General features: G+C 66.5%; 13 protein-coding genes. 7 read left to right on the top strand and 6 right to left on the bottom strand.

Annotated features, from left to right (window positions below):
• Positions 1–88: 88 nt before the first annotated feature.
• Positions 89–2,980: an aminomethyl-transferring glycine dehydrogenase gene (gcvP, locus tag WG208_RS01090; RefSeq protein ID WP_345786945.1), complete on the top strand. Its 2,892-nt coding sequence runs from the start codon at positions 89–91 to the stop codon at positions 2,978–2,980.
• A gap of 110 nt (positions 2,981–3,090) precedes the next feature.
• On the opposite strand, the gene gcvH is transcribed toward gcvP, so the two are convergent.
• The 3 genes from gcvH to WG208_RS01105 form a co-directional block, all read right to left on the bottom strand.
• Complete coding sequence (gene gcvH, locus WG208_RS01095) at positions 3,091–3,477, bottom strand: glycine cleavage system protein GcvH (RefSeq protein ID WP_337169465.1); 387 nt, start codon at positions 3,475–3,477, stop codon at positions 3,091–3,093.
• A 27-nt stretch (positions 3,478–3,504) separates the two neighbouring features.
• The gene (coaE, locus tag WG208_RS01100; protein WP_337169466.1) at positions 3,505–4,155 is read right to left on the bottom strand and encodes a dephospho-CoA kinase; all 651 of its coding nucleotides are present in this window, start codon (positions 4,153–4,155) and stop codon (positions 3,505–3,507) included.
• A 624-nt stretch (positions 4,156–4,779) separates the two neighbouring features.
• A complete protein-coding gene (locus tag WG208_RS01105; protein WP_337169467.1) occupies positions 4,780–5,595 on the bottom strand; it encodes a helix-turn-helix domain-containing protein in 816 nt (271 codons plus the stop codon).
• Positions 5,596–5,786: 191 nt separating this feature from the next.
• Between WG208_RS01105 and WG208_RS01110 the strand changes: the two genes are divergently transcribed.
• Complete coding sequence (locus tag WG208_RS01110) at positions 5,787–8,501, top strand: PAS domain S-box protein (RefSeq protein WP_337169468.1); 2,715 nt, start codon at positions 5,787–5,789, stop codon at positions 8,499–8,501.
• Between the two features lie 24 nt (positions 8,502–8,525).
• On the opposite strand, the gene WG208_RS01115 is transcribed toward WG208_RS01110, so the two are convergent.
• Positions 8,526–9,137: a thymidine kinase gene (locus WG208_RS01115; protein WP_337169469.1), complete on the bottom strand. Its 612-nt coding sequence runs from the start codon at positions 9,135–9,137 to the stop codon at positions 8,526–8,528.
• Positions 9,138–9,140: 3 nt separating this feature from the next.
• Positions 9,141–11,018, bottom strand: a complete 1,878-nt coding sequence (locus WG208_RS01120) for a DbpA RNA binding domain-containing protein (protein ID WP_337169470.1) — start codon at positions 11,016–11,018, stop codon at positions 9,141–9,143.
• Between the two features lie 219 nt (positions 11,019–11,237).
• On the opposite strand from WG208_RS01120, the gene WG208_RS01125 reads away from it, so the two are divergent.
• Both WG208_RS01125 and WG208_RS01130 read left to right on the top strand, forming a co-directional pair.
• Positions 11,238–12,428 carry a pyridoxal phosphate-dependent aminotransferase gene (locus tag WG208_RS01125; RefSeq protein WP_337169471.1) on the top strand — a complete coding sequence of 397 codons (1,191 nt, stop codon included), beginning with the start codon at positions 11,238–11,240 and terminating at the stop codon, positions 12,426–12,428.
• 31 nt (positions 12,429–12,459) lie between these two features.
• Positions 12,460–12,738, top strand: a complete 279-nt coding sequence (locus tag WG208_RS01130) for an Lrp/AsnC ligand binding domain-containing protein (RefSeq protein WP_337169472.1) — start codon at positions 12,460–12,462, stop codon at positions 12,736–12,738.
• A gap of 13 nt (positions 12,739–12,751) precedes the next feature.
• Here the strand turns inward: WG208_RS01130 and WG208_RS01135 are convergent, their stop codons facing one another.
• Positions 12,752–13,678 (bottom strand): hypothetical protein, encoded by a 927-nt coding sequence (locus WG208_RS01135; RefSeq protein WP_337169473.1) that lies wholly within the window; start codon positions 13,676–13,678, stop codon positions 12,752–12,754.
• Between the two features lie 146 nt (positions 13,679–13,824).
• Between WG208_RS01135 and WG208_RS01140 the strand changes: the two genes are divergently transcribed.
• The 3 genes from WG208_RS01140 (at position 13,825) to WG208_RS01150 (ending at position 18,430) form a co-directional block, all read left to right on the top strand.
• On the top strand, positions 13,825–14,736 hold the full coding sequence (locus tag WG208_RS01140; protein WP_337169474.1) for a hypothetical protein: 912 nt from the start codon (positions 13,825–13,827) through the stop codon (positions 14,734–14,736).
• A gap of 101 nt (positions 14,737–14,837) precedes the next feature.
• Positions 14,838–16,031: a metallophosphoesterase gene (locus WG208_RS01145; protein ID WP_337169475.1), complete on the top strand. Its 1,194-nt coding sequence runs from the start codon at positions 14,838–14,840 to the stop codon at positions 16,029–16,031.
• Between the two features lie 2 nt (positions 16,032–16,033).
• Positions 16,034–18,430: an SMC family ATPase gene (locus WG208_RS01150; protein WP_337169476.1), complete on the top strand. Its 2,397-nt coding sequence runs from the start codon at positions 16,034–16,036 to the stop codon at positions 18,428–18,430.
• Positions 18,431–18,517: the final 87 nt, after the last annotated feature.

The following is an 18,517-nucleotide window of genomic DNA, read 5'->3' on the forward strand; positions in this document are numbered from 1 at the left end:
GTAAAGTCGGTCGCCGCGGCCCAGCCGACAACGCTGCTTCCCGCTGCTTCCATCGGGCGTGGCCGCGAGGCCCCGTTCGCTCCTGAGGATGGTCATGGCCCTGCGTACCATCTCGTCCGCGTCTACGACGGGCGATTCGTTCATTCCGCGTCATCTGGGTCCCAACGCCGCCGAGCAGAAGGCGATGCTCGTCGCACTCGGCTACCCGTCTCTCGATGCCTTCATCGACGCCGTCGTGCCAGAGGCGATCCGCTTCCGGGGCACGCTCCAGACCGGAGCCGGCCAGACCGAGGCCGAGGTGCTCGCCTCCCTGCGGGCCATGGCCGCCCGCAATCGTATCTACCGGTCGTACATCGGCATGGGCTATTACGGCACGCACACGCCCAATGTCATCCTCCGCAACGTGATGGAGAATCCGGCCTGGTACACGGCGTACACGCCTTATCAGGCGGAGATCGCGCAGGGGCGACTCGAAGCGTTGCTGAACTACCAGACGATGATCGTCGATCTCACCGGCCTCGAGATCGCGAATGCGTCGTTGCTGGACGAAGGCACTGCGGCAGCCGAAGCGATGGCGCTGGCCTTCGGAGCCCGCGGGAATGCCAGTCGCAATCTGTTCCTGGTGGCGACCGATTGTCATCCGCAGACGATCGCCGTGGTGGAAGCCCGCGCGCAGGCCCGGGGTATCGAGGTCAAAGTGGTCGACGCGACGCAGATGGTGTGTGACGACACCGTGTTCGGCGTGCTGCTGCAGTATCCGGGCACCGACGGCGCCGTGGTGGACTATCGTGGGCTCTGCGAACAGGCGCATGCCGCGGGGGCGATGACCATCGTGGCCAGCGATCTGCTCGCGCTCTGTCTGCTCACACCGCCGGGTGAATGGGGCGCCGATATCGTCGTCGGCAGCTCGCAGCGGTTTGGCGTGCCCATGGGGTACGGTGGCCCGCACGCCGCGTTCTTCGCCACGCGCGATGAATTCAAGCGGTTGCTGCCCGGGCGCATCATCGGTCTCTCGCGCGACGTGGAAGGCACACCCGCGCTGCGCATGGCGCTGCAGACGCGTGAGCAGCACATCCGCCGCGAGAAGGCCACCAGCAACGTCTGCACGGCGCAGGTGCTGCTGGCCGTCATGGCCGGCATGTACGCGGTGTATCACGGCCCCGAGGGGCTCACCGCCATCGCCGAACGGGTGCACGGTCACGCCGTCACGCTGGCCGCGGGTCTCGAGAAGCTCGGGTTCGCGATCATGCACGAGAACTACTTCGACACGGTGCGCGTCGAGGTGGGCACGCATGGGCAGCAGGACATTCTCGCCGCCGCCGAAGCGCGGCAGATGAATCTGCGCGTCCTCGAACCGGGCACGCTCACCATCTCGCTCGACGAGACCACCACCGCAGCCGACATCGCCGATCTCTGGGCGGTGTTCAACGGCAATACGGCTCCCGACTTCGGCTACGATGACATCGCCGCCGGTATCGATGTGCGGTACGACGAGCGCTTCCGCCGTGTCTCGCCCTTCCTCACGCATCCCACGTTCCATCGGTATCACAGCGAGACGGAGATGCTCCGCTATCTCTACTCGCTGCAGGCGAAGGACTTCTCGCTGGTGCACGGCATGATCCCGCTGGGCTCGTGCACGATGAAGCTCAATGCCACCGCGGAGATGATTCCTGTGACGTGGCCCGAGTTCGGACAGCTTCATCCCTTCGCGCCGCGTACGCAGGCCGAGGGCTATGCGCAGATGTTCCGCGAACTCGAGCACGACCTGGCCGAGGCGACGGGCTTTGCGGGTGTGTCGCTGCAGCCCAACGCCGGTTCACAGGGTGAGTACGCGGGATTGCTGGTCATCCGCGCCTATCATCACGCCCGCGGCGACACGCATCGCACGGTGTGTCTCATTCCGCAGTCGGCGCACGGCACCAACCCCGCCAGCGCGGTCATGGCCGGTTTCTCGGTCGTGGTGGTGAAGACCGATACCGACGGCAACATCGATGTGGCGGATCTCGAGGCCAAGGCCGAGCAGCACGCGGCCAACCTCGGCGCGTTGATGGTGACCTATCCCAGCACGCATGGCGTGTTCGAAGCCAGCATCAAGGACATCACGGCCATCATCCACAAGCATGGTGGCCAGGTGTACATGGATGGCGCCAACATGAACGCCATGGTGGGCATCGCGCGCCCGGGCGATCTCGGTGCCGACGTGTGTCACCTCAACCTGCACAAGACGTTCTGCATCCCGCACGGCGGCGGTGGCCCGGGCATGGGCCCCATCGGTGTCGCACCGCAGCTGGTGCCCTTCCTGCCCACACATCCGGTGGTGCCGGTGAGCGGGGATCAGGCCATCGGGCCGGTGTCGGCGGGGCCGTGGGGCAGCGCGAGCATCCTGCCCATCTCGTACGTGTACATCAAGCTGATGGGCGGCGAAGGACTCGCGCTGGCCACGAAGATCGCGATCCTCAACGCCAACTACATCGCGAAGCAGCTCGAGGCGCACTACCCCGTGCTCTATCGGGGGCAGAACGGTCTGGTGGCGCATGAGTGCATTCTCGACACGCGCGGCGTGAAGGCGGCCGGCATCGAAGCCGAGGATCTGGCGAAGCGTCTGATGGACTATGGGTTCCATGCCCCGACGCTGTCCTTCCCGGTGGCGGGCACGCTCATGGTGGAGCCCACCGAGAGCGAGTCGAAGGCCGAGCTCGATCGCTTCATCGAAGCGATGATCGGTATCCGCGGCGAGATCGCGGCGGTGGAGCGTGGTGATGCCGATCGTGAGGACAACGTGCTGAAGAACGCCCCGCATACGGCCGCGCACTGCACCAGTGACACCTGGACGCATCCGTACTCGCGTCAGCAGGCGGCGTATCCCACGTCGTGGACGCGCGACCGCAAGTTCTGGCCGGCCGTGCGCCGGGTGGAGAGCGCGTACGGCGATCGCAACCTCATCTGCGCCTGCCCGCCGGTCGAGGAGTATTCGGCGTAGGTGGTGTCGGGAGACGATACGGCCCCCGGTCACGCGATGTGATCGGGGGCCGTGTGTTTTTTGCGGTGTACTCTCGCGGCGTGTGTGGCGCCGCGGTGTGCTGCGGGAACTCAGCCGCCGATCTGCGCCTGGTATTCGTCGGCCGACAACAGACCAGCGTCCCCATCGGGAGCCAGACGCACCTTGATCATCCAGCCGTCGCCGTACGGGTCGGTGTTGATCAGCGCGGGTTCACCGTCGAGACGGCCGTTCACTTCCACCACTTCGCCGGCCACCGGCATGAACAGTTCGGACACCGCCTTCACGGCTTCCACGGTGCCGAATACGTCATGCGCGCCATAGGTGGCGCCCACCTTCGGCAGTTCGACGTACACGATGTCGCCCAGCTCACCCTGCGCAAAGTCGGTGATGCCGATGGCAACGATCCCGCTGTCATCGGTGGAACGGACGTACTCGTGATCCTTCGTATAGCGCAGGTCGGCGGGGATATTCGACACGGTGACTCCACGGGAAAGGGAAAAGCTTCAACCGGTAGTAGTATCCGCTTCGGACGCCCGTTGCGGAAGCGGGCCGCGCGGGGGCAGGGTCCGCAATTGCTCCCAGAGCGCGTCGACACGCTCCTGGAGTTCCGCCAGGGAGCCATCGTTGTCGATGATCCAGTCCGCTCCGGCACGTTTGCGCTCGGCCGGCCATTGGGCATCGATCATGGCCTGCGCCTCGGCGGGGGACAGTCCCCGGTCGCGCACCATGCGCTGGAGCCGCAGGGGTTCGGGGGAATCCACCAGGATCACACCGTCGAAGGCATGCTCGAGACCCACTTCGAAGAGCAGGGGGATGTCCGAAATGACCAGCCGGTCCCCGCGCGACTCGGCAGCCTTCACGGCCTCGGCGCGCAGACGTCCCACGGCAGGGTGCACGATAGCATTCAGCGCATCGCGGGCCACCGGATCGTGAAAGACCAGGGTGCGCATGGCTGCCCGGTCGAGCGAACCGTCGGCCTGCAGCATGCGTGCACCGAAACGTTCGACGATGGCTTCGAGCCCCGGTGTGCCCACCGCGACCGCATCGCGCGCGAGTCTGTCCGCATCGATGATCGTCGCGCCATGCGTTGCCAGCATGGTGGCCACCGTGGATTTGCCCGAGGCGATGTTGCCGGTGAGTGCGAGGTGGAGCATGGTGAAGCATGCGGTGTGGAGTGGCGACGGACCAGCATCTGCCGCTAATCTGCGATGGAAATGGGGTCTTGCATATGGGAGCTGACCGTTCCGTGGTACGATGTCGCTTTCTGCAGAGATCTGTGACTGTGAGTGCTGGATGGACTTTTTCCCTGCCTCGGAGGCGCGACAGATGAAGAAACGATTCTGGCGTATGGGCTTCCTCGTCTTGCTCTCCGTGCTGGCGCAGGGATGTCAGACCGACTGTGTCGGGGTGGATGGGTTGGGTTTCGAGCTCTATCTGATCGATGCGTCCTCTCGACGGCCGATTTCCAGTGGGGTTTTCGCAACGGCTACTGAGGGCGCACGGGTCGATACACTCCAGCTATTCCCCGGTGTGGAGCCTCCCTTTTTTTACGGAGTCGCACGGGAAGGTGTATTTCAGCTCCGTGTGGAAGCAGAGGGATTCGAACCATTTGTGCGGGACAACATGCCTGTCCGTCAAACGGGCGAGTGTGGGTCGTTGGTAGGAAACCGGCTGACCATTCCACTGGTTCGACGTCCGTAGCGGATTCCCTCATGCAAACAACACGAGCCCGGGAACACATTCCCGGGCTCGCTTTACACTCAGCTTTCGACGCCGACTCAGGCCGCGGCCGAGTCCTGCAGTTCGTCGTCGTGATCGGCGATCTGTCGGCGCTTCTCGCGGTTGACGAGCAGCTCCTGGATGACCCACTGCGCGCCGCCACGCAGACGGATCTGGTGCGGGGTGCACCCCAGATACCGCTGACACGTATTGCGGAACGCACTGCCCGACGGAAAGTCGAGCGCGCTGGCCACGCCGTCCGCGCTGCGTGAGCCGTCTTCCAGCATGCTCGCGGCCACGATCAGGCGTCCCCAGGTGAGCAATTGATGCGGCGGCGGCAACTGGGCGCCCTCCAGCCGCTTCGACAACAGGCGACGCGACACCGCGATCAGACGCGCCAGGCTGTCGGGCGTCAGACGCTCGTGCGCGCGCGTCACCGACAACATCACCGCGTCACGCACCACACTGCGCAGCCCCGCCAGATGCGGTTTGAGCAGACTCGACACACTGCGTGCCTCGGCCTGGTCGAGCAGCGCCGCCAGCAGTTGTGGCGTGTCGGTCTCCTCGGCCACGATGAGCACGTCGATGCCGCAGCGACCGGCGTCGAACATGTCGCGCGCGCGCTCACGCGTGACATCGACATACGCCACCAGCGCCGCGCGGGGGACACGAACGCGCAGTTGACGCACCCGTTCGAAGTCCGCACGACCGTCGACGTACAGGTCGAAGACCACGACATTGATCGGCCCACGCTCGCAGGCGCGGGTCAGGGAGGTCCAATCTTCGCACGGAATGAACCGATACCGGTCACGCGCCGCGGAGCGCAGCCGTGCGAGCCGGGGTTCGTGTGCGAGCAGCGTCGCGATTACGCCCATGCGACGATCCGTTCAAAGGGAGTGAAGAGGATTCTGGAAAGCATCACCTTCAGGACGCGGCACCCGCGGGATGCGTCACAGCCCCGGCTCGCCAGGCGAACCGACAGCTCCGTTCCGATCCGCGAACCCCCATGACATCGCGAGCCTCCTTCGGCACATTTCCGGATCTGCCCCCAACGCCGCCCTCCCCCGTGTCCGCTTCCCCCTCCTCCTCGTCGCAGGTCGCAGACCTGATCGGTGCCGCCGACCTGCTCGGCGGCATCCTGCTCGTGCTGGACGATGCGGGCCGGATCGTGGGCGCCAATGCGGGAGCCAGGCGTCTGTTCGGCACCGCGCTGTCGTCTCCCTTTCCGTGTCCGCTCGATGCCGTGCGGCCACATCGACCGGAGCTCGTGGCCTGGCTGGAAGCAAGTCTCACCGGACAGCAGGCTTCGCCGTTCGAGTTCGAAGCCCCGGGGGAGGACGGGCCCACCTGGTGGACATCGGTGCTCACCCAGGCTCCCCGGACGGCTGGCGGTACCCGCCTCTGGCTCTGGCGGGCGCACGACATCACCGTCTGGCGACAGCCGCGGCGCGTGGTGTCCGAACAGGCCTACGCCGCCGCACTGGCCGAATCCGAAGCCCGTCTCCGCGGCGTGCTGAATGCCGGGTTCGATGCCGTGTGCATCGCCCGCGCGGTGCGCGGCCCCGACGGACGCATCGAGGATTTCATCGTTCTCGACGTGAATACCCGCGCCGGGGAGCGTGCCGGCATGACGCGTGACGCCATGATCGGCAAGCCACTGCTGACCGTGTTCCCGCTGAGTCGGGCGTGGGGATTGTGGGAGGAGTGTTGCCGCGTGCTGCTCACCCGCAAACCATTCGAGACCACACACGAAGCCCCGATCGGCGATCAGCAGGTCCGGTGGTTGCGGCGCCTCGTCGTGCCCATCGACGGGGATGCCGTGGCGATCAGTTCCCGTGACGTCACCGATCGTCATCTCGAACAGACCGCCCTGGCCGCCAGCGAAGCCCGTCACCGTCAGTTGTTCGAGCACAACGGCGCCATCCAACTCCTCGCCGACGCCGAGACCTCACGCATCCTCGACGTGAATGCCGCTGCCGAAGCGTTCTACGGCTGGCCACGCGAGACGATGCGCGAGATGTACGTCATCGATCTCGATCCGTCGTCCATCGATCAATGGCGCACGGCGACCACCGGCATGGCGACCGGCACCGGCAAACGGGTTGCGCGGGATCATCGGCTGTCCACGGGAGCGCGCCGGCGCGTGGAGACCTTCCTCGGCGTTGCCGAAGTGGACGGTCGCCGCATCGTGCACATCATCGTGCAGGACATCACCGAGCGCACGCAGGCCGAACGTCGATTGCGGGAATCGGAAGCCCGGTTCCGGGCCGTGATCGGCGGCATGCGCGAAGGCGTGCTGCTGTACGACGACGCGGGCATCATCCGGGTGTGCAATCCCAGCGCCGAACGCATCCTGGGCATCGATGCCGATCGACTGATCGGCGTGGACTCGTCACGTGTGGATTGGCATGCGGTGCGGGAAGACGGATCGCCCTGGCCCAACGATGCGCTGATCGGATTGCTGGCGCTGCGTTCGGGAGAGAGTCAGCCGCAGCAGTTGATGGCCGTCCAGCGCAAGGACGGCGAGACCGCGTGGCTGAGTGTCACCGCCGATCCGCTGACGCGCCCGGGAGAACCGCAGCCCTACGGGGCCGTCGTGGTGTTCACCGATGTCACCGAGATGCGCGTCTCCAACGAACGGTTGCGGGAGGCGCAGAAGCTGGAGGCGGTGGCACAATTGGCGGGAGGCATCGCTCACGATTTCAACAATCTGCTCACCGTCATCACGGGAGCGACGAGCTTCCTGCGGGATTCGCTCGAGTCCACCTCACCGCTGCTGGAAGACGTGGCCGCCATCGAACGCGCTGCCGAACGCGCCGAGGAACTGACGAAGCGCCTGCTGGCCGTCGGACGCCGTCAGATGTTGCGCAAGGAAGCAGTGGAGCTCAATCACCTGCTCGAGGAACAACTGGCTGCCATCCGGGAGGAGTTGCCGGCGTCCATTCAACTGCATTGTGATCTGTCCATCGTCCCGGTTGCGGCGACGCTCGATCGTTCCCGGTTGCTGGACGCGATTCAGACACTCGTGCACAACGCACGCGAGGCGATGCCGCAGGGCGGGTCGCTCACGTTGCGCACCGGCCAGGTGGTGCGGACACATCCGCACGAACCCCCCTCCGAAGCGCTGCCGCGTGCTTTTGCGGTGCTGTCCGTACACGACACCGGCGTCGGCATGGAGGAGGAGACACGCGCGCGATTGTTCGAACCGTTCTTCTCCACCCAGCCGTTCGGCAACAATCGTGGGATGGGACTCGCGTCGGTGCATGGCATGGTGCACCAGAGCCGCGGCTTCATGGAGTGCGAATCCCAACCCGGACTTGGCACCACGCTGCAACTGTATTTTCCGATGGCGACCGTCACGCCACCGGCGCGTCCCGCGGCCACGTCTGTCGGGCGCGATCGCGCGTCCGGCGCCGTGCTCGTGGTGGACGACGATCCGATGTTGCGCGAACTCGGACGTCGCATGATCGAGAAGATCGGCGAGAAGGCATTCACCGCGACGTCGGGTGTGGATGCGCTGGCCTTTCTCGAGAAACGCTCGGCCGAGATCTCGACGGTGATCACCGATCTGACCATGCCCGACATGGGTGGTCTCGAACTCATTGCCCGACTCGCCGAGCGGTATCCCGCCTTGCCTGTCGTGGCGATCAGCGGCTTCGCGGTGCAGGTGGGCGCCAGAGCCACGCTCGACGCCCGCCAGGTGCCGTTCGTCGCCAAACCTTTCACGATGCCTGAATTGGCGCAGGCGTTGACGGTGGCCCGGGCCCGCGTGGCTCGCTGAGCATATCGCGGGCCGTCTGGCCGTCTAGAGCAGTTGCTGCTGCCCTTCGTCGCGTCGCGGCACGATGTGGCAGGCGCGGCAACGGGCTTCGTAGGAATCGGCCGCACCGACCATGATGGTGGGCGATTCGTAGGGCGCCGGCTTGCCGTCGATCAATCGCTGATTGCGACTGGCCGGCGATCCGCACAACACGCAGATCGCGTGCAGTTTGTCGACCATTTCCGCCACGGCCATGAGCTGGGGCATGGCGCCGAACGGTTCCCCGCGAAAATCGGTGTCGGTGCCGGCGAGGATGACGCGACGTCCCCGGTCGGCCAGACTCGACGCCACCTGCACGACACCGGCGTCGAGGAACTGCGCCTCGTCGATGGCAATGACCTGCGCCATCGGGTCGAGGCGCAGCAGGATCTGCGCGGATGAGTCCACGGGGGTCGCCTCGAAGGTCCGCCGGTCGTGGCTGGATACGGCCCACAGACCGGCATACCGATCATCCAGGTGCGACTTGAACACCTGCACACGTTTGCGCGCAATGGTCGCGCGGCGCACACGGCGGAGCAGTTCCTCCGTCTTGCCGCTGAACATCACGCCGGCGATCACTTCCATCCAACCGCCGGCGACCTGGAACCCCCCACTCATCCGTCAATCCTCGGCGTCGAAGTCTCCACCGCGATCGAACGACGGACGGGCCGGGCGGCGCGCATGCTTCATGCGCTCCGAACGTTCGGCCCATTCCGCACGCCCCTCCACGCGCTCGCGCACGGGACGATCGCCGAAGGCGCGACGTTCGTCATCGGCCCGCGGAGGACGACCGCCGCCGCGCATGCCGCCGCGATCGCCCCGATCATCACGACCACCACGCTCGCTGCGCTCACCACGACCCTCGAAGCTGCCACGGGGGCCGCGTGGGCCACCAAAACCGCCGGAGCGTCCACCTGGACGGTCACCGCGATCGCCACGATCACCACGATCGCCACGATCACCACGATCACCGCGCGGTCCGCCGAAACTCCGTCCGCGACCACCCTCACGGCCACCATCCCGGTCGCCCCGATCGAAGCTGCGACCAAAACTCCGCTCGCCGCGGTCACCACGATCACCGCGGTCACCACGATCGAAACCGCGGCCGCGCTCACCGCGTTCGCCTCCCCGTTCGCCGCCACGCACGTCGATGCGGGCACTGAGACGGCGGCCGCGCAACGTGCTGCTCGCCAGCGCGCCCACGGCCTTGGCTGCGTCCTCCGCGCTCAGTTCCACGATGGCGTGCGACTCGAACAGCTCCACCTGACCGATACGATCGCCCGGAATCTCCACTTCGTTGGCAATGGCACCCACGATGTCGCCCACACGCACGCCATCACGCTTGCCCACCGCGAGGAAGACCCGCTGACGGCCCGCCGATGGCCCTTCTTCACCGCGCGAGGCGTCACGTGATGCCTCACGCGAAGGCTTGGCGCCGGCGGCCGCATGACGGGCGCGCAATGCGATGCCATCGCGACGGGCGCCTTCGTAGAGGCGCACCGCGGCGGCCGCGATTTCGAGGGCGTCGTTCGTCTCCAGCAGCGGTGCGAGCAGCGCCAGCTCACTTGCCGTCGCACCACCATTGGCCAGCGTCGAACGCAGCGCGGTGCGCAACTGCTGCACACGCTCTTCCGCACTCGCCTTGCGCACCGCTGGCGTCCAGGCTTCGGCCAGCCCCTCCGTGAACAGACGGAACGTCGGCAATTCCTCGGGCAACAGCAGGGCCACCGCGTCCACCGGACGCATGGCCACCGCTTCCACCAGCGCGTCGTACGACGCGGGCGCTTCCCAGAGCACCGTCAACGCCACGTGCTGTGCGCTGGGTTGACGTGTCACCTGCACACTGGTGCCGTCCACCGACAGGCCGAGGCGCTCGAGGGCCACCACCGCATCGGCGGCGCCGGCATCGGTGCTGGCCACGATCGCCAGTGACGGCGGATCCTGCTCGTCGAGCAGGGCGCGCAGGGCATCCGCGCGACCACCGGCCGAGGTGAGGAGGAAACGTGGCGTGATCGCCAGTGGCGTGTCGCCGACGATCACCGGTGACAGACGGCGTGCCCGCCGCAACTGCGCTTCGATGAAGGCGGTCGTCTCTTCGGTTTCGGTCTCCAATGTCGCCACACGCATCACATCACCGGGCGCGTCACCCAGCAGCGCCTGCAGGGTCTCGGCCCCATTGGCGGCGAGCACTTCGTCGAGTCCGATGATCACCACGACCTGCAGGTGCTGCAGATCGAGCGCCGCATCGCGACGCAGACCGAGGAGGTCCGTGGCTGTACCGGTGACGACGGCCACCGGCCCGGTGGCCAGTACACGCCGGGCCCGCAATACACCGGTGACCGGCACGACACGACCGGCATCGGCACCGAGCAGCCGGCGGGCCTGCGCCGAGGCGGCCAAGGCCTGTTCGAGAGTGGGTGTGATCACGAGGCAGGTGGGAGCAGCGGCATCGCCCGCCTCCCGGCTCCGTTCGATTCCCGGCCGCATCGCGGCGGCCATCATCCGCAAATCCGCTGGGCCCTGCAGCACCACGTGCTGGCTCCGCGTCGCCCCTGGCGACGTCTCTTCCCGTTCCTGCTCGCTCACGTCCCGCTCCTTCAGTTGTCGGTCAGCCCGGCCGCCCAACGGCCGGCATCTGGTTGCGCCCCATGGCGCACACCTGTGAAAGTTACACGGATCCGCCCGCGAAACCCACTCCACTCCACTCCTGGTTTGCTCATGTCACTGGTTTTCCAGCCCTCGCAGAACATCGTCCGCCTCAAGGAATCCGCCACCCTGGCGGTCGCCGCGAAGGCTCGTGCGCTCAAGGCTGCTGGAAAATCCATCATCGACCTCGGGGCCGGTGAGCCCGACTTCGACACCCCGGTTTTCATTCGCGAAGCAGCGGTCGAGGCCATGAATGCGGGCCACACACATTACACGGCTACCGAAGGGGTGCTGCCGCTCCGCGAAGCGATCGCGGCCGACGCCAATCGCATCCAGGTGCAGGGCACACCCGTCACACCCGCCGAAGTGGTGGTCTCGAACGGATCCAAGCAGTCGCTCTACAACGCCTGCGTGTGCTGTTTCGGCCCCGGCGATGAAGTGCTCGTGCCGACGCCCTCCTGGACCAGCTACTACGAGATGATCGAACTCGCGCGCGCCGTATCGGTGCCGGTGTTCGGCGATCCCGCCAACTCGCTCAAGGTGACGGCCGACCAGCTCGCGGCGGCGGCCACGCCGCGCACCCGGGGGCTGATGCTCAACTCCCCGAGCAATCCCACCGGGGCGGTGTATTCGCGCGCCGAACTCACGGCCATTCTGACGCTGGCCGCCGAGCGGGGATGGTGGGTCATCGCCGACGAGATCTACCTGCGCATCGCGTACGAAGGGGGCGCGCAGTCGGCGCTCGAAGTGGCGCCCACGCGCGAGAATCTCATCGTCATCAACGGGGTGGCGAAGGCCTACGCGATGACCGGCTGGCGCATCGGCTGGTCCATTGCTCCCGTCGCGGTGAGCAAAGCCATGACGGCATTCCAGTCGCACACCACGTCCAATCCCTCGTCGATTTCACAGTATGCGACGCTGGCGGCGCTGGCGCGTCGCGACGAAGCCGATGCCGCCGTGAACACCATGGTGCAGGCTTTCCGTGAACGCCGTGATGCCGTGGTCTCGGCGCTGCGCGCGTTCCCCTCGGTGCGTTACGTGCATCCGGCCGGCGCGTTCTACGTGTACGTGAACGTCGAGGGCTTCCGCGGCGCCGACGATCCGGGTGCGACGTTTGCCGCGGCGGTTCTCGAAGAACATGGCGTGGCGGTGGTGCCGGGCAGTGCCTTCCTGACACCCGGCTGGATTCGCGCCAGCTACGCCACGACTCAATCCGTGGCCGTGGATGGCGTGACGCGCATTGCACGGTGTCTCACGCAGTAATTCTTCTTCCTCCTCTATCTCCAACGGCCCGATGATCACGACGATCGTGCTGGTGCAAGCCGACCCGAAGGCCATCCCCGCCTGTGCCACCGCCCTCGCGGGGATCGACGGCGTTGCCGAGGTCTATTCCGTGTCCGGTGCCTGGGACCTGGTGGCCATCGTGCGCGTGCCCGATCTCGAACGGGTGGCCACCGTGGTCACCCTGGAGTTCGCCAATGTGCCCGGCATCGTGCGGACGCAGACGCTGACCGCGTTTCGCACGTACAGCCGCAACGACCTCGAACAGGCCTGGGACATCGGCATCGAGTGAAGCTGGTCGCTGCCTATCCGCAGCGACCGCGTTCGTACTTCCAGGACTCGAGCCAGGTGTCGCCTTCGAAACGGAAGGCATACGTCACCAGCGGGAACTGCGGCAACTGCACGCCGAAGAACAACTCGGCCTTGCCATCGCCGTCGGCATCGAGCGCGCCGAGGAATTTGCGACGCGGCTGGATGCGACTCGACGAGACATCGGTGTACGTGTACGACGGCTTGTAGCCGTAGATGCCCTTGTCCAGCACGACCATGAAGTGATGCGGCCGTTCGGTGATGCGCGTGGCCGAATCGGGGAGCGCCTCGGGGTCATCGTATGTCACGATGATGGTCGGACGTGGTGATGCGCCCGTGGCCACGACGTACACGTTGCGCTTGTAGTTCGCCATGCGAGACAGCGGAATGCCCGCCGTGGGCGCCACGAGGGTGTTCACGGTGGCGAGCACGCCCTGCAGTTCGCCGTCGCTCAGTGCCGCGGCAGCGGGGCGGGCAATGGGCTTCGTGCCACTCGTCAGCAATTCCACGCGCGGATCGAGCGCAACCTGTGCGGCGGGCAATGGCGAAGGGCAGGGCAGTGTGTCGAGGGCGGCACCTTCCCACATGCCCCGCGTGCTGCGCACCGCCGATGTCGGTTCTCCGTACCGGTAAGGGACGAAGCTCGCGCTGCTCTGCAGATAGTCCAGATCGAACGCGCGCCATCCGCGTCCGCTCAGACGCAGTGAACGCAAGCCCTTCTCCCCGATGGTCGCGATGGGGATCACGCGCGGCGTGGCATTGGCGCGATCCACGCGAAACAGCGCCGTCGGCTGGGCCGCGAGCAGTGTGCTGTCGCTCTGCCAGGCCGTATCGGTCTGGGGCGGGTTGAGCGCCGTCTTGACGCGGTCACACCCCGCCAGGCTCAGGGCGAGAATGATGAACCGCAGGGGGCGTGTCGGCATGCGAGGACGGAAAGAGGGAGTCACACAGGCAGTTTCGGCCGTTCGCCGCCGGAAGTCCACACCCCACGGAGCATCGGTCGGCATGAGGGGTATGCGGGGAGGAAACACATGGGTGTCTGGAGGCCCGGATGGTGAGATGCAGGGCGGTGGTCGCCGTGCTCCTGGTGATGACATGGTATGGCGGGAGCGGCGCGTCCATCGGGGCGGCGCAGTCCTCCGCGTCCAGACCCGGAGGATCCGGCGATGGCCGCGAAATGGTACGACTGATGGTGCGCCCGCAGGTGGGGGATACGCTGTACCTGCAGATGGAGCAGACCATCGAAATGCGCGGGCGTCGTGGCGGAAGTGGGGCCCGGGGCACCGACGGTGCCTCCCGCTCTCCCGAGTATGGTCCCCGGATTGGCACCACCGGCCGGGTGACCCGGTTGCTGCTTTTTGCCCACTCGCTCGTGGAATCGAGCGATCTCGCCGGCACCACCGTGCTGGCCACGAGCGATTCGGTCGTGATGTGGCTTGGCACCACCGCCGACATGGGGCCGCCACAGCGACAGGCGCTGCAGGACGATGCCCGGCAGGTACGCGTACGGGTCATGCCCGATGGCTCGATGCGCATGCACAATCCGCCGCCGGGCGCCGCGTCGCTCGGCGCGACCCTGGCATCGGTGCCCGGCTTGCTTCCGGAGACACCCGTGGCCGTGGGCAGTGAATGGATGCGCGACATGGCCCTCCCCACACTGCCGGTGAGCGGCTTCCGGGCCGATGGGGTGGTGCAGGTGAAGCTCCGGCTCGATTCCCTGACCCGCGGTGGACGGGATGCATGGGTGACGCTCTCCGGAGTGCTGCGCCGCGGCGGTACGTCGCCCGACTGGCCCCCCGGTACACGGGTCGTGACGTCAGGAACCATTCGAGGGCACATGCTCATCGATCGTCAGCGGGCATGGATCATGAGCGCCCTCACCGAACTCGATGTCTCCAGCGAACTCGCGCCCGGCACGACGTCGGGCAATGCGCCGACGCTGCTCGACATGCACATCGTGCAGCAGGTGCGCGTGCGCTGAGGGCCCGCTGAACGTCGGGCGGTCGCGCATACGTTCCCCTGCTGCCTGCGCCTCCCCGCGCTTCCCCGCTCATCCCATGACGCGTCGTTAAGTTTGCCCGCATGCGTCTGGTGCACCTCGCCGATCTCCATCTGGGATTCCGCCAGTATCAACGGCTCACCGCGGCCGGTGTCAATCAGCGCGAGGCGGATGTCGAAGCCACGATCCAGCGCGCGGCCGATCAGATCACGGCGCTGGCTCCCGATGTGATCGTCATCGGCGGGGACATCTTCCACACGGTGCGTCCGCCCAATCCGGCCATCCTGCATGCGTTCCGCATGCTCTCGGGATGGCGCACCGCGCTGCCCGACACGAAGATCGTCATGGTCGCGGGCAATCACGACGCGCCGCGCACATCGGAAACCGGTTGCATCCTCCGCCTGTTCCGCGAGATCGGCGTGTATGTCGCCGACATGGACACGGAGCTGTTCACGTTTCCCGAGCAATCGCTGGCCGTGCTGGCGGTGCCCGATGTGCCGGGCATCGTGCGACCCTCGCTGGTGCCACCCGAGGGATTCCGGCACCGCGTGTTGCTCATGCATGGGGAAGTGGCCGGCATGCTCCCGGCCCATCTCGCCACCCCCGAGCGTGCGGCCATCGAGATTCCGGTGTCCGATTTGCATGTGGAGGCGTGGAGCTACATCGCGCTCGGGCACTACCATGTGTATCGACAGGTGGCGCCGCACGCGTACTACAGCGGCTCGCTCGACTACACGAGCAGCAATCCCTGGGGGGAGAAGCAGGAAGAGCACACGAACGCTGTCCCCGGCAAGGGATTCATCGAGCAGGATCTCGAAACGGGCGTGCATCGGTTTCATCCTGTGTCACCCGCGCGTCCACTGCTCGATCTCACACCCATCGAAGCCACGGGCATGAGCGCCGTCGATCTCGATGGCGCCATCCGCGCCCGGGTGGACAGTGCGCCGGGGGGGATCGATCACGCCATCGTGCGACTGACCGTGCACAATGCACCCCGTCATATCGTGCGGGAGCTCGACCACGCCGCGCTGCGTGAATACCGCCGGCGTGCCACGCATTTTCAACTCGATACGCATCGCCCGACGCCCATTCTGCACCGGGTGGGCGGTGGCGCCGCGATCCGGCGCGCCACGCTCGCCGACATCGTGGCCGAACGTCTGCGTGAACGTACACTGACCGCGGGGGTCGACCGCGACGCCTTGGTCGCGCTGGGACTGCAGTATCTGCAACAGGCCGAACAGGCGGCCATGGCCGCACTGCCCGCGGTGGACGGCTGATCGTGCGTCTGCATTCCCTGCACCTGATCAACTTCCGGCAGCACGCCGACACCCGCATCACGTTCGATCGCGGATTGACCGGCATCATCGGTCCCAACGGCTCCGGCAAGAGTACGCTGCTGGAAGCGATTGCCTGGGCGCTCTACGGCAACAGCGCAGCCCGTGGCACCAAAGACTCCATCCGCCGATTGAGCGCCGAAGACGTGCGTGCGCCCGTCCGTGTGGAACTCGTGTTCGAGCTGGCGGGACATCGCTATCGTGTCGTGCGTTCGCTCTCCACCGCCGAATGTTTTCTCGATGGTGCCGAACAGCCCATCGCGAGCACGGTGACGGGGGTTTCGGAGTTCTTGCAGCGACGGCTCGGCATGACGCGCAGCGAGTTCTTCCACACCTACTTCACGGGGCAGAAGGAACTCGATGTCATGAGCGCGCTCGGGCCGGCCGAACGCGCGCGCTTTCTCTCCCGCGTGCTGGGCTACGATCGACTCAGTACCGCGCAGGAGTCGGTCCGTGAGCGCCGACGGACCCTCACCGCGGAGATCAATGGGTTGCGGCAGGGCATGGCCGATCCCGAGGCGATCTGGCGGGCGGTCAGTGATGCCGAAGCACGCCTGGCCGTGGCCACGGTCCGGGCCGCGGAAACGGAGCAGCAGCGTGCCACCGCCGTGGCCTTGGTGGAGACGCTCATTCCACAGTGGCGTGATGCGCAGGCCGAACGGGAACGTCTGCAGCAACTGCAGGCCGAGCGCCGCGTCACCGAAGGTGAACTGCTGGCACGGGCCCGCGATGTCGAACGCCTGTCGCGTGAGCTCGAGAGCATGGAGCAGGCGCAGCTGCAGCTCGAACCGCTGCGTGCCGAGGCGGGGCTGTTGCGCGATGTGCGGCAGGCGCTCGACGCCATGGAACAACTGGCCACCGCCGACGTGCGTCGTCAGACCTGGCTCGATCGGGTGCGGCATCTTGCCGACGAGGACGCGCGTCTGGCGGAGCGTATGGAACGATTGGGGCAGGCCCCGGCGCTGGAGCAGGAAGCCACCGCGCAGGTCGCGACGTTGCGTGAGCAGCTCACGGCGGTGGAGCACACGCTCGACGAACAGCGCACCGCCTGGGCCCGGGATCGCCAGGAAGCCGAGACACGCCTCGAGGCGCTGCGCACCCAATACACCGATCTCTCGGCGCAGCGCACCACGCTGGAGGGACTGGGAGCGGAAAGCCCCTGTCCCACCTGCGGGCGTCCACTCGGGGAGAGTTATCTCGCGGTGCTCGAAACCGTGCGCGAGCAACTCGAGACCGTGCGGCTCGATGGCAACTACTACAAACAGCGTGTGGCGCAGTTGTCCACGGCGCCATCGATCATCGAGACGCAGGAAACGACACGACGGCAGCTGCAGGCGGAATGGCAGAACGGCGAACGGCGGTTGCAGCGTATCCAGGCGGCGCTGGTGGAAGCCTCCTCGATCGGCGCGCAGCGCGCGGAGCTGGCCGAGCGACTGACCGAGGCCACGAAGGCGCTGGCCGATCTGCCGACGGGGTATGATGCGGACCGCCACACCTCGCTCAAACGGGATGCCGCGCGGTTGCACGAACTCGAAACGAGTATGGCACGTATCGGTGCACAACTCGAACGCGATCCGGAACTGCGCGCGGAACACCGACGCTGTCTCGCCACGCAGCAGACGTTGCGCGAACGTCTGGCGGAGATCGAGCGGGCCATCGGTGCGGTCAGCGTCAGCGACGCGGGTTTTGCGTCCGTGCGGGAGAGTTACGAACGTGCCGATGCGGCGGCCCGTCAGGCGGAGCTGGAAGCCCTCACGGCGCATGGAGAGGCGAAACGTTCGCGGACGGCGCTCGATACGGCCGAGGAGGGGCGGCGCGAACTGGCGCGTCGTCAGGATCTGCTGGATGGACTCGAACGCGATCGCCGGTTGCACGATGAACTGGATCGTGCGTTCACCGACATCCGCACCGATCTCAATGTGCAGCTGCGACCGGAACTGGCCGACATCGCGTCAGGGTTTCTCTCCGAACTCACCGACGGTCGCTACAAGTCGCTGGAGTTCGACGAGGAATACCGGCTGCTCGTGCTGGAGGACGGCGTCCGGAAACCGGTGATTTCCGGCGGCGAGGAGGACCTCTGCAATCTCGTGCTGCGTCTGGCGATCTCGCAGATGATCGCCGATCGTGCGGGGCAGGCATTCTCGCTGCTCATTCTCGACGAGGTGTTCGGTTCACTCGACGAGGGACGGCGCACCAACGTGGTGGAATTGTTGCGTCATCTGCACGATCGGTTCGAGCAGGTCATCGTCATCACGCACATCGAGCAGGTGCGGGAAGGGCTCGATCGTGTGGTGCCGGTCCAGTTCGACGAGACGCGGCGGATCAGTGTCGTGACAGCCTGAGAACACACTGAGTGCCCACTGAATGCACGCAGGGCCGACCTGAATGGCCGGCCCTGCGAACCCGCTCTTTCGGACGGCGTCACCCGC

The sequence above is a fragment of the Gemmatimonas aurantiaca genome, assembly GCF_037190085.1.
GTDB lineage: Bacteria > Gemmatimonadota > Gemmatimonadetes > Gemmatimonadales > Gemmatimonadaceae > Gemmatimonas > Gemmatimonas aurantiaca_A.

Bases quoted from the DNA above. Each gene is read 5' to 3' on its own strand.
- coaE (WP_337169466.1), bottom strand. From the start codon at position 4,155: ATGCTCCACCTCGCACTCACCGGCAACATCGCCTCGGGCAAATCCACG.
- gcvP (WP_345786945.1), top strand. From the start codon at position 89: ATGGTCATGGCCCTGCGTACCATCTCGTCCGCGTCTACGACGGGCGAT.
- WG208_RS01145 (WP_337169475.1), top strand. From the start codon at position 14,838: ATGCGTCTGGTGCACCTCGCCGATCTCCATCTGGGATTCCGCCAGTAT.
- WG208_RS01105 (WP_337169467.1), bottom strand. From the start codon at position 5,595: ATGGGCGTAATCGCGACGCTGCTCGCACACGAACCCCGGCTCGCACGG.
- WG208_RS01115 (WP_337169469.1), bottom strand. From the start codon at position 9,137: ATGAGTGGGGGGTTCCAGGTCGCCGGCGGTTGGATGGAAGTGATCGCC.
- WG208_RS01120 (WP_337169470.1), bottom strand. From the start codon at position 11,018: ATGGCCGCCGCGATGCGGCCGGGAATCGAACGGAGCCGGGAGGCGGGC.
- WG208_RS01125 (WP_337169471.1), top strand. From the start codon at position 11,238: ATGTCACTGGTTTTCCAGCCCTCGCAGAACATCGTCCGCCTCAAGGAA.
- WG208_RS01135 (WP_337169473.1), bottom strand. From the start codon at position 13,678: ATGCCGACACGCCCCCTGCGGTTCATCATTCTCGCCCTGAGCCTGGCG.
- WG208_RS01130 (WP_337169472.1), top strand. From the start codon at position 12,460: ATGATCACGACGATCGTGCTGGTGCAAGCCGACCCGAAGGCCATCCCC.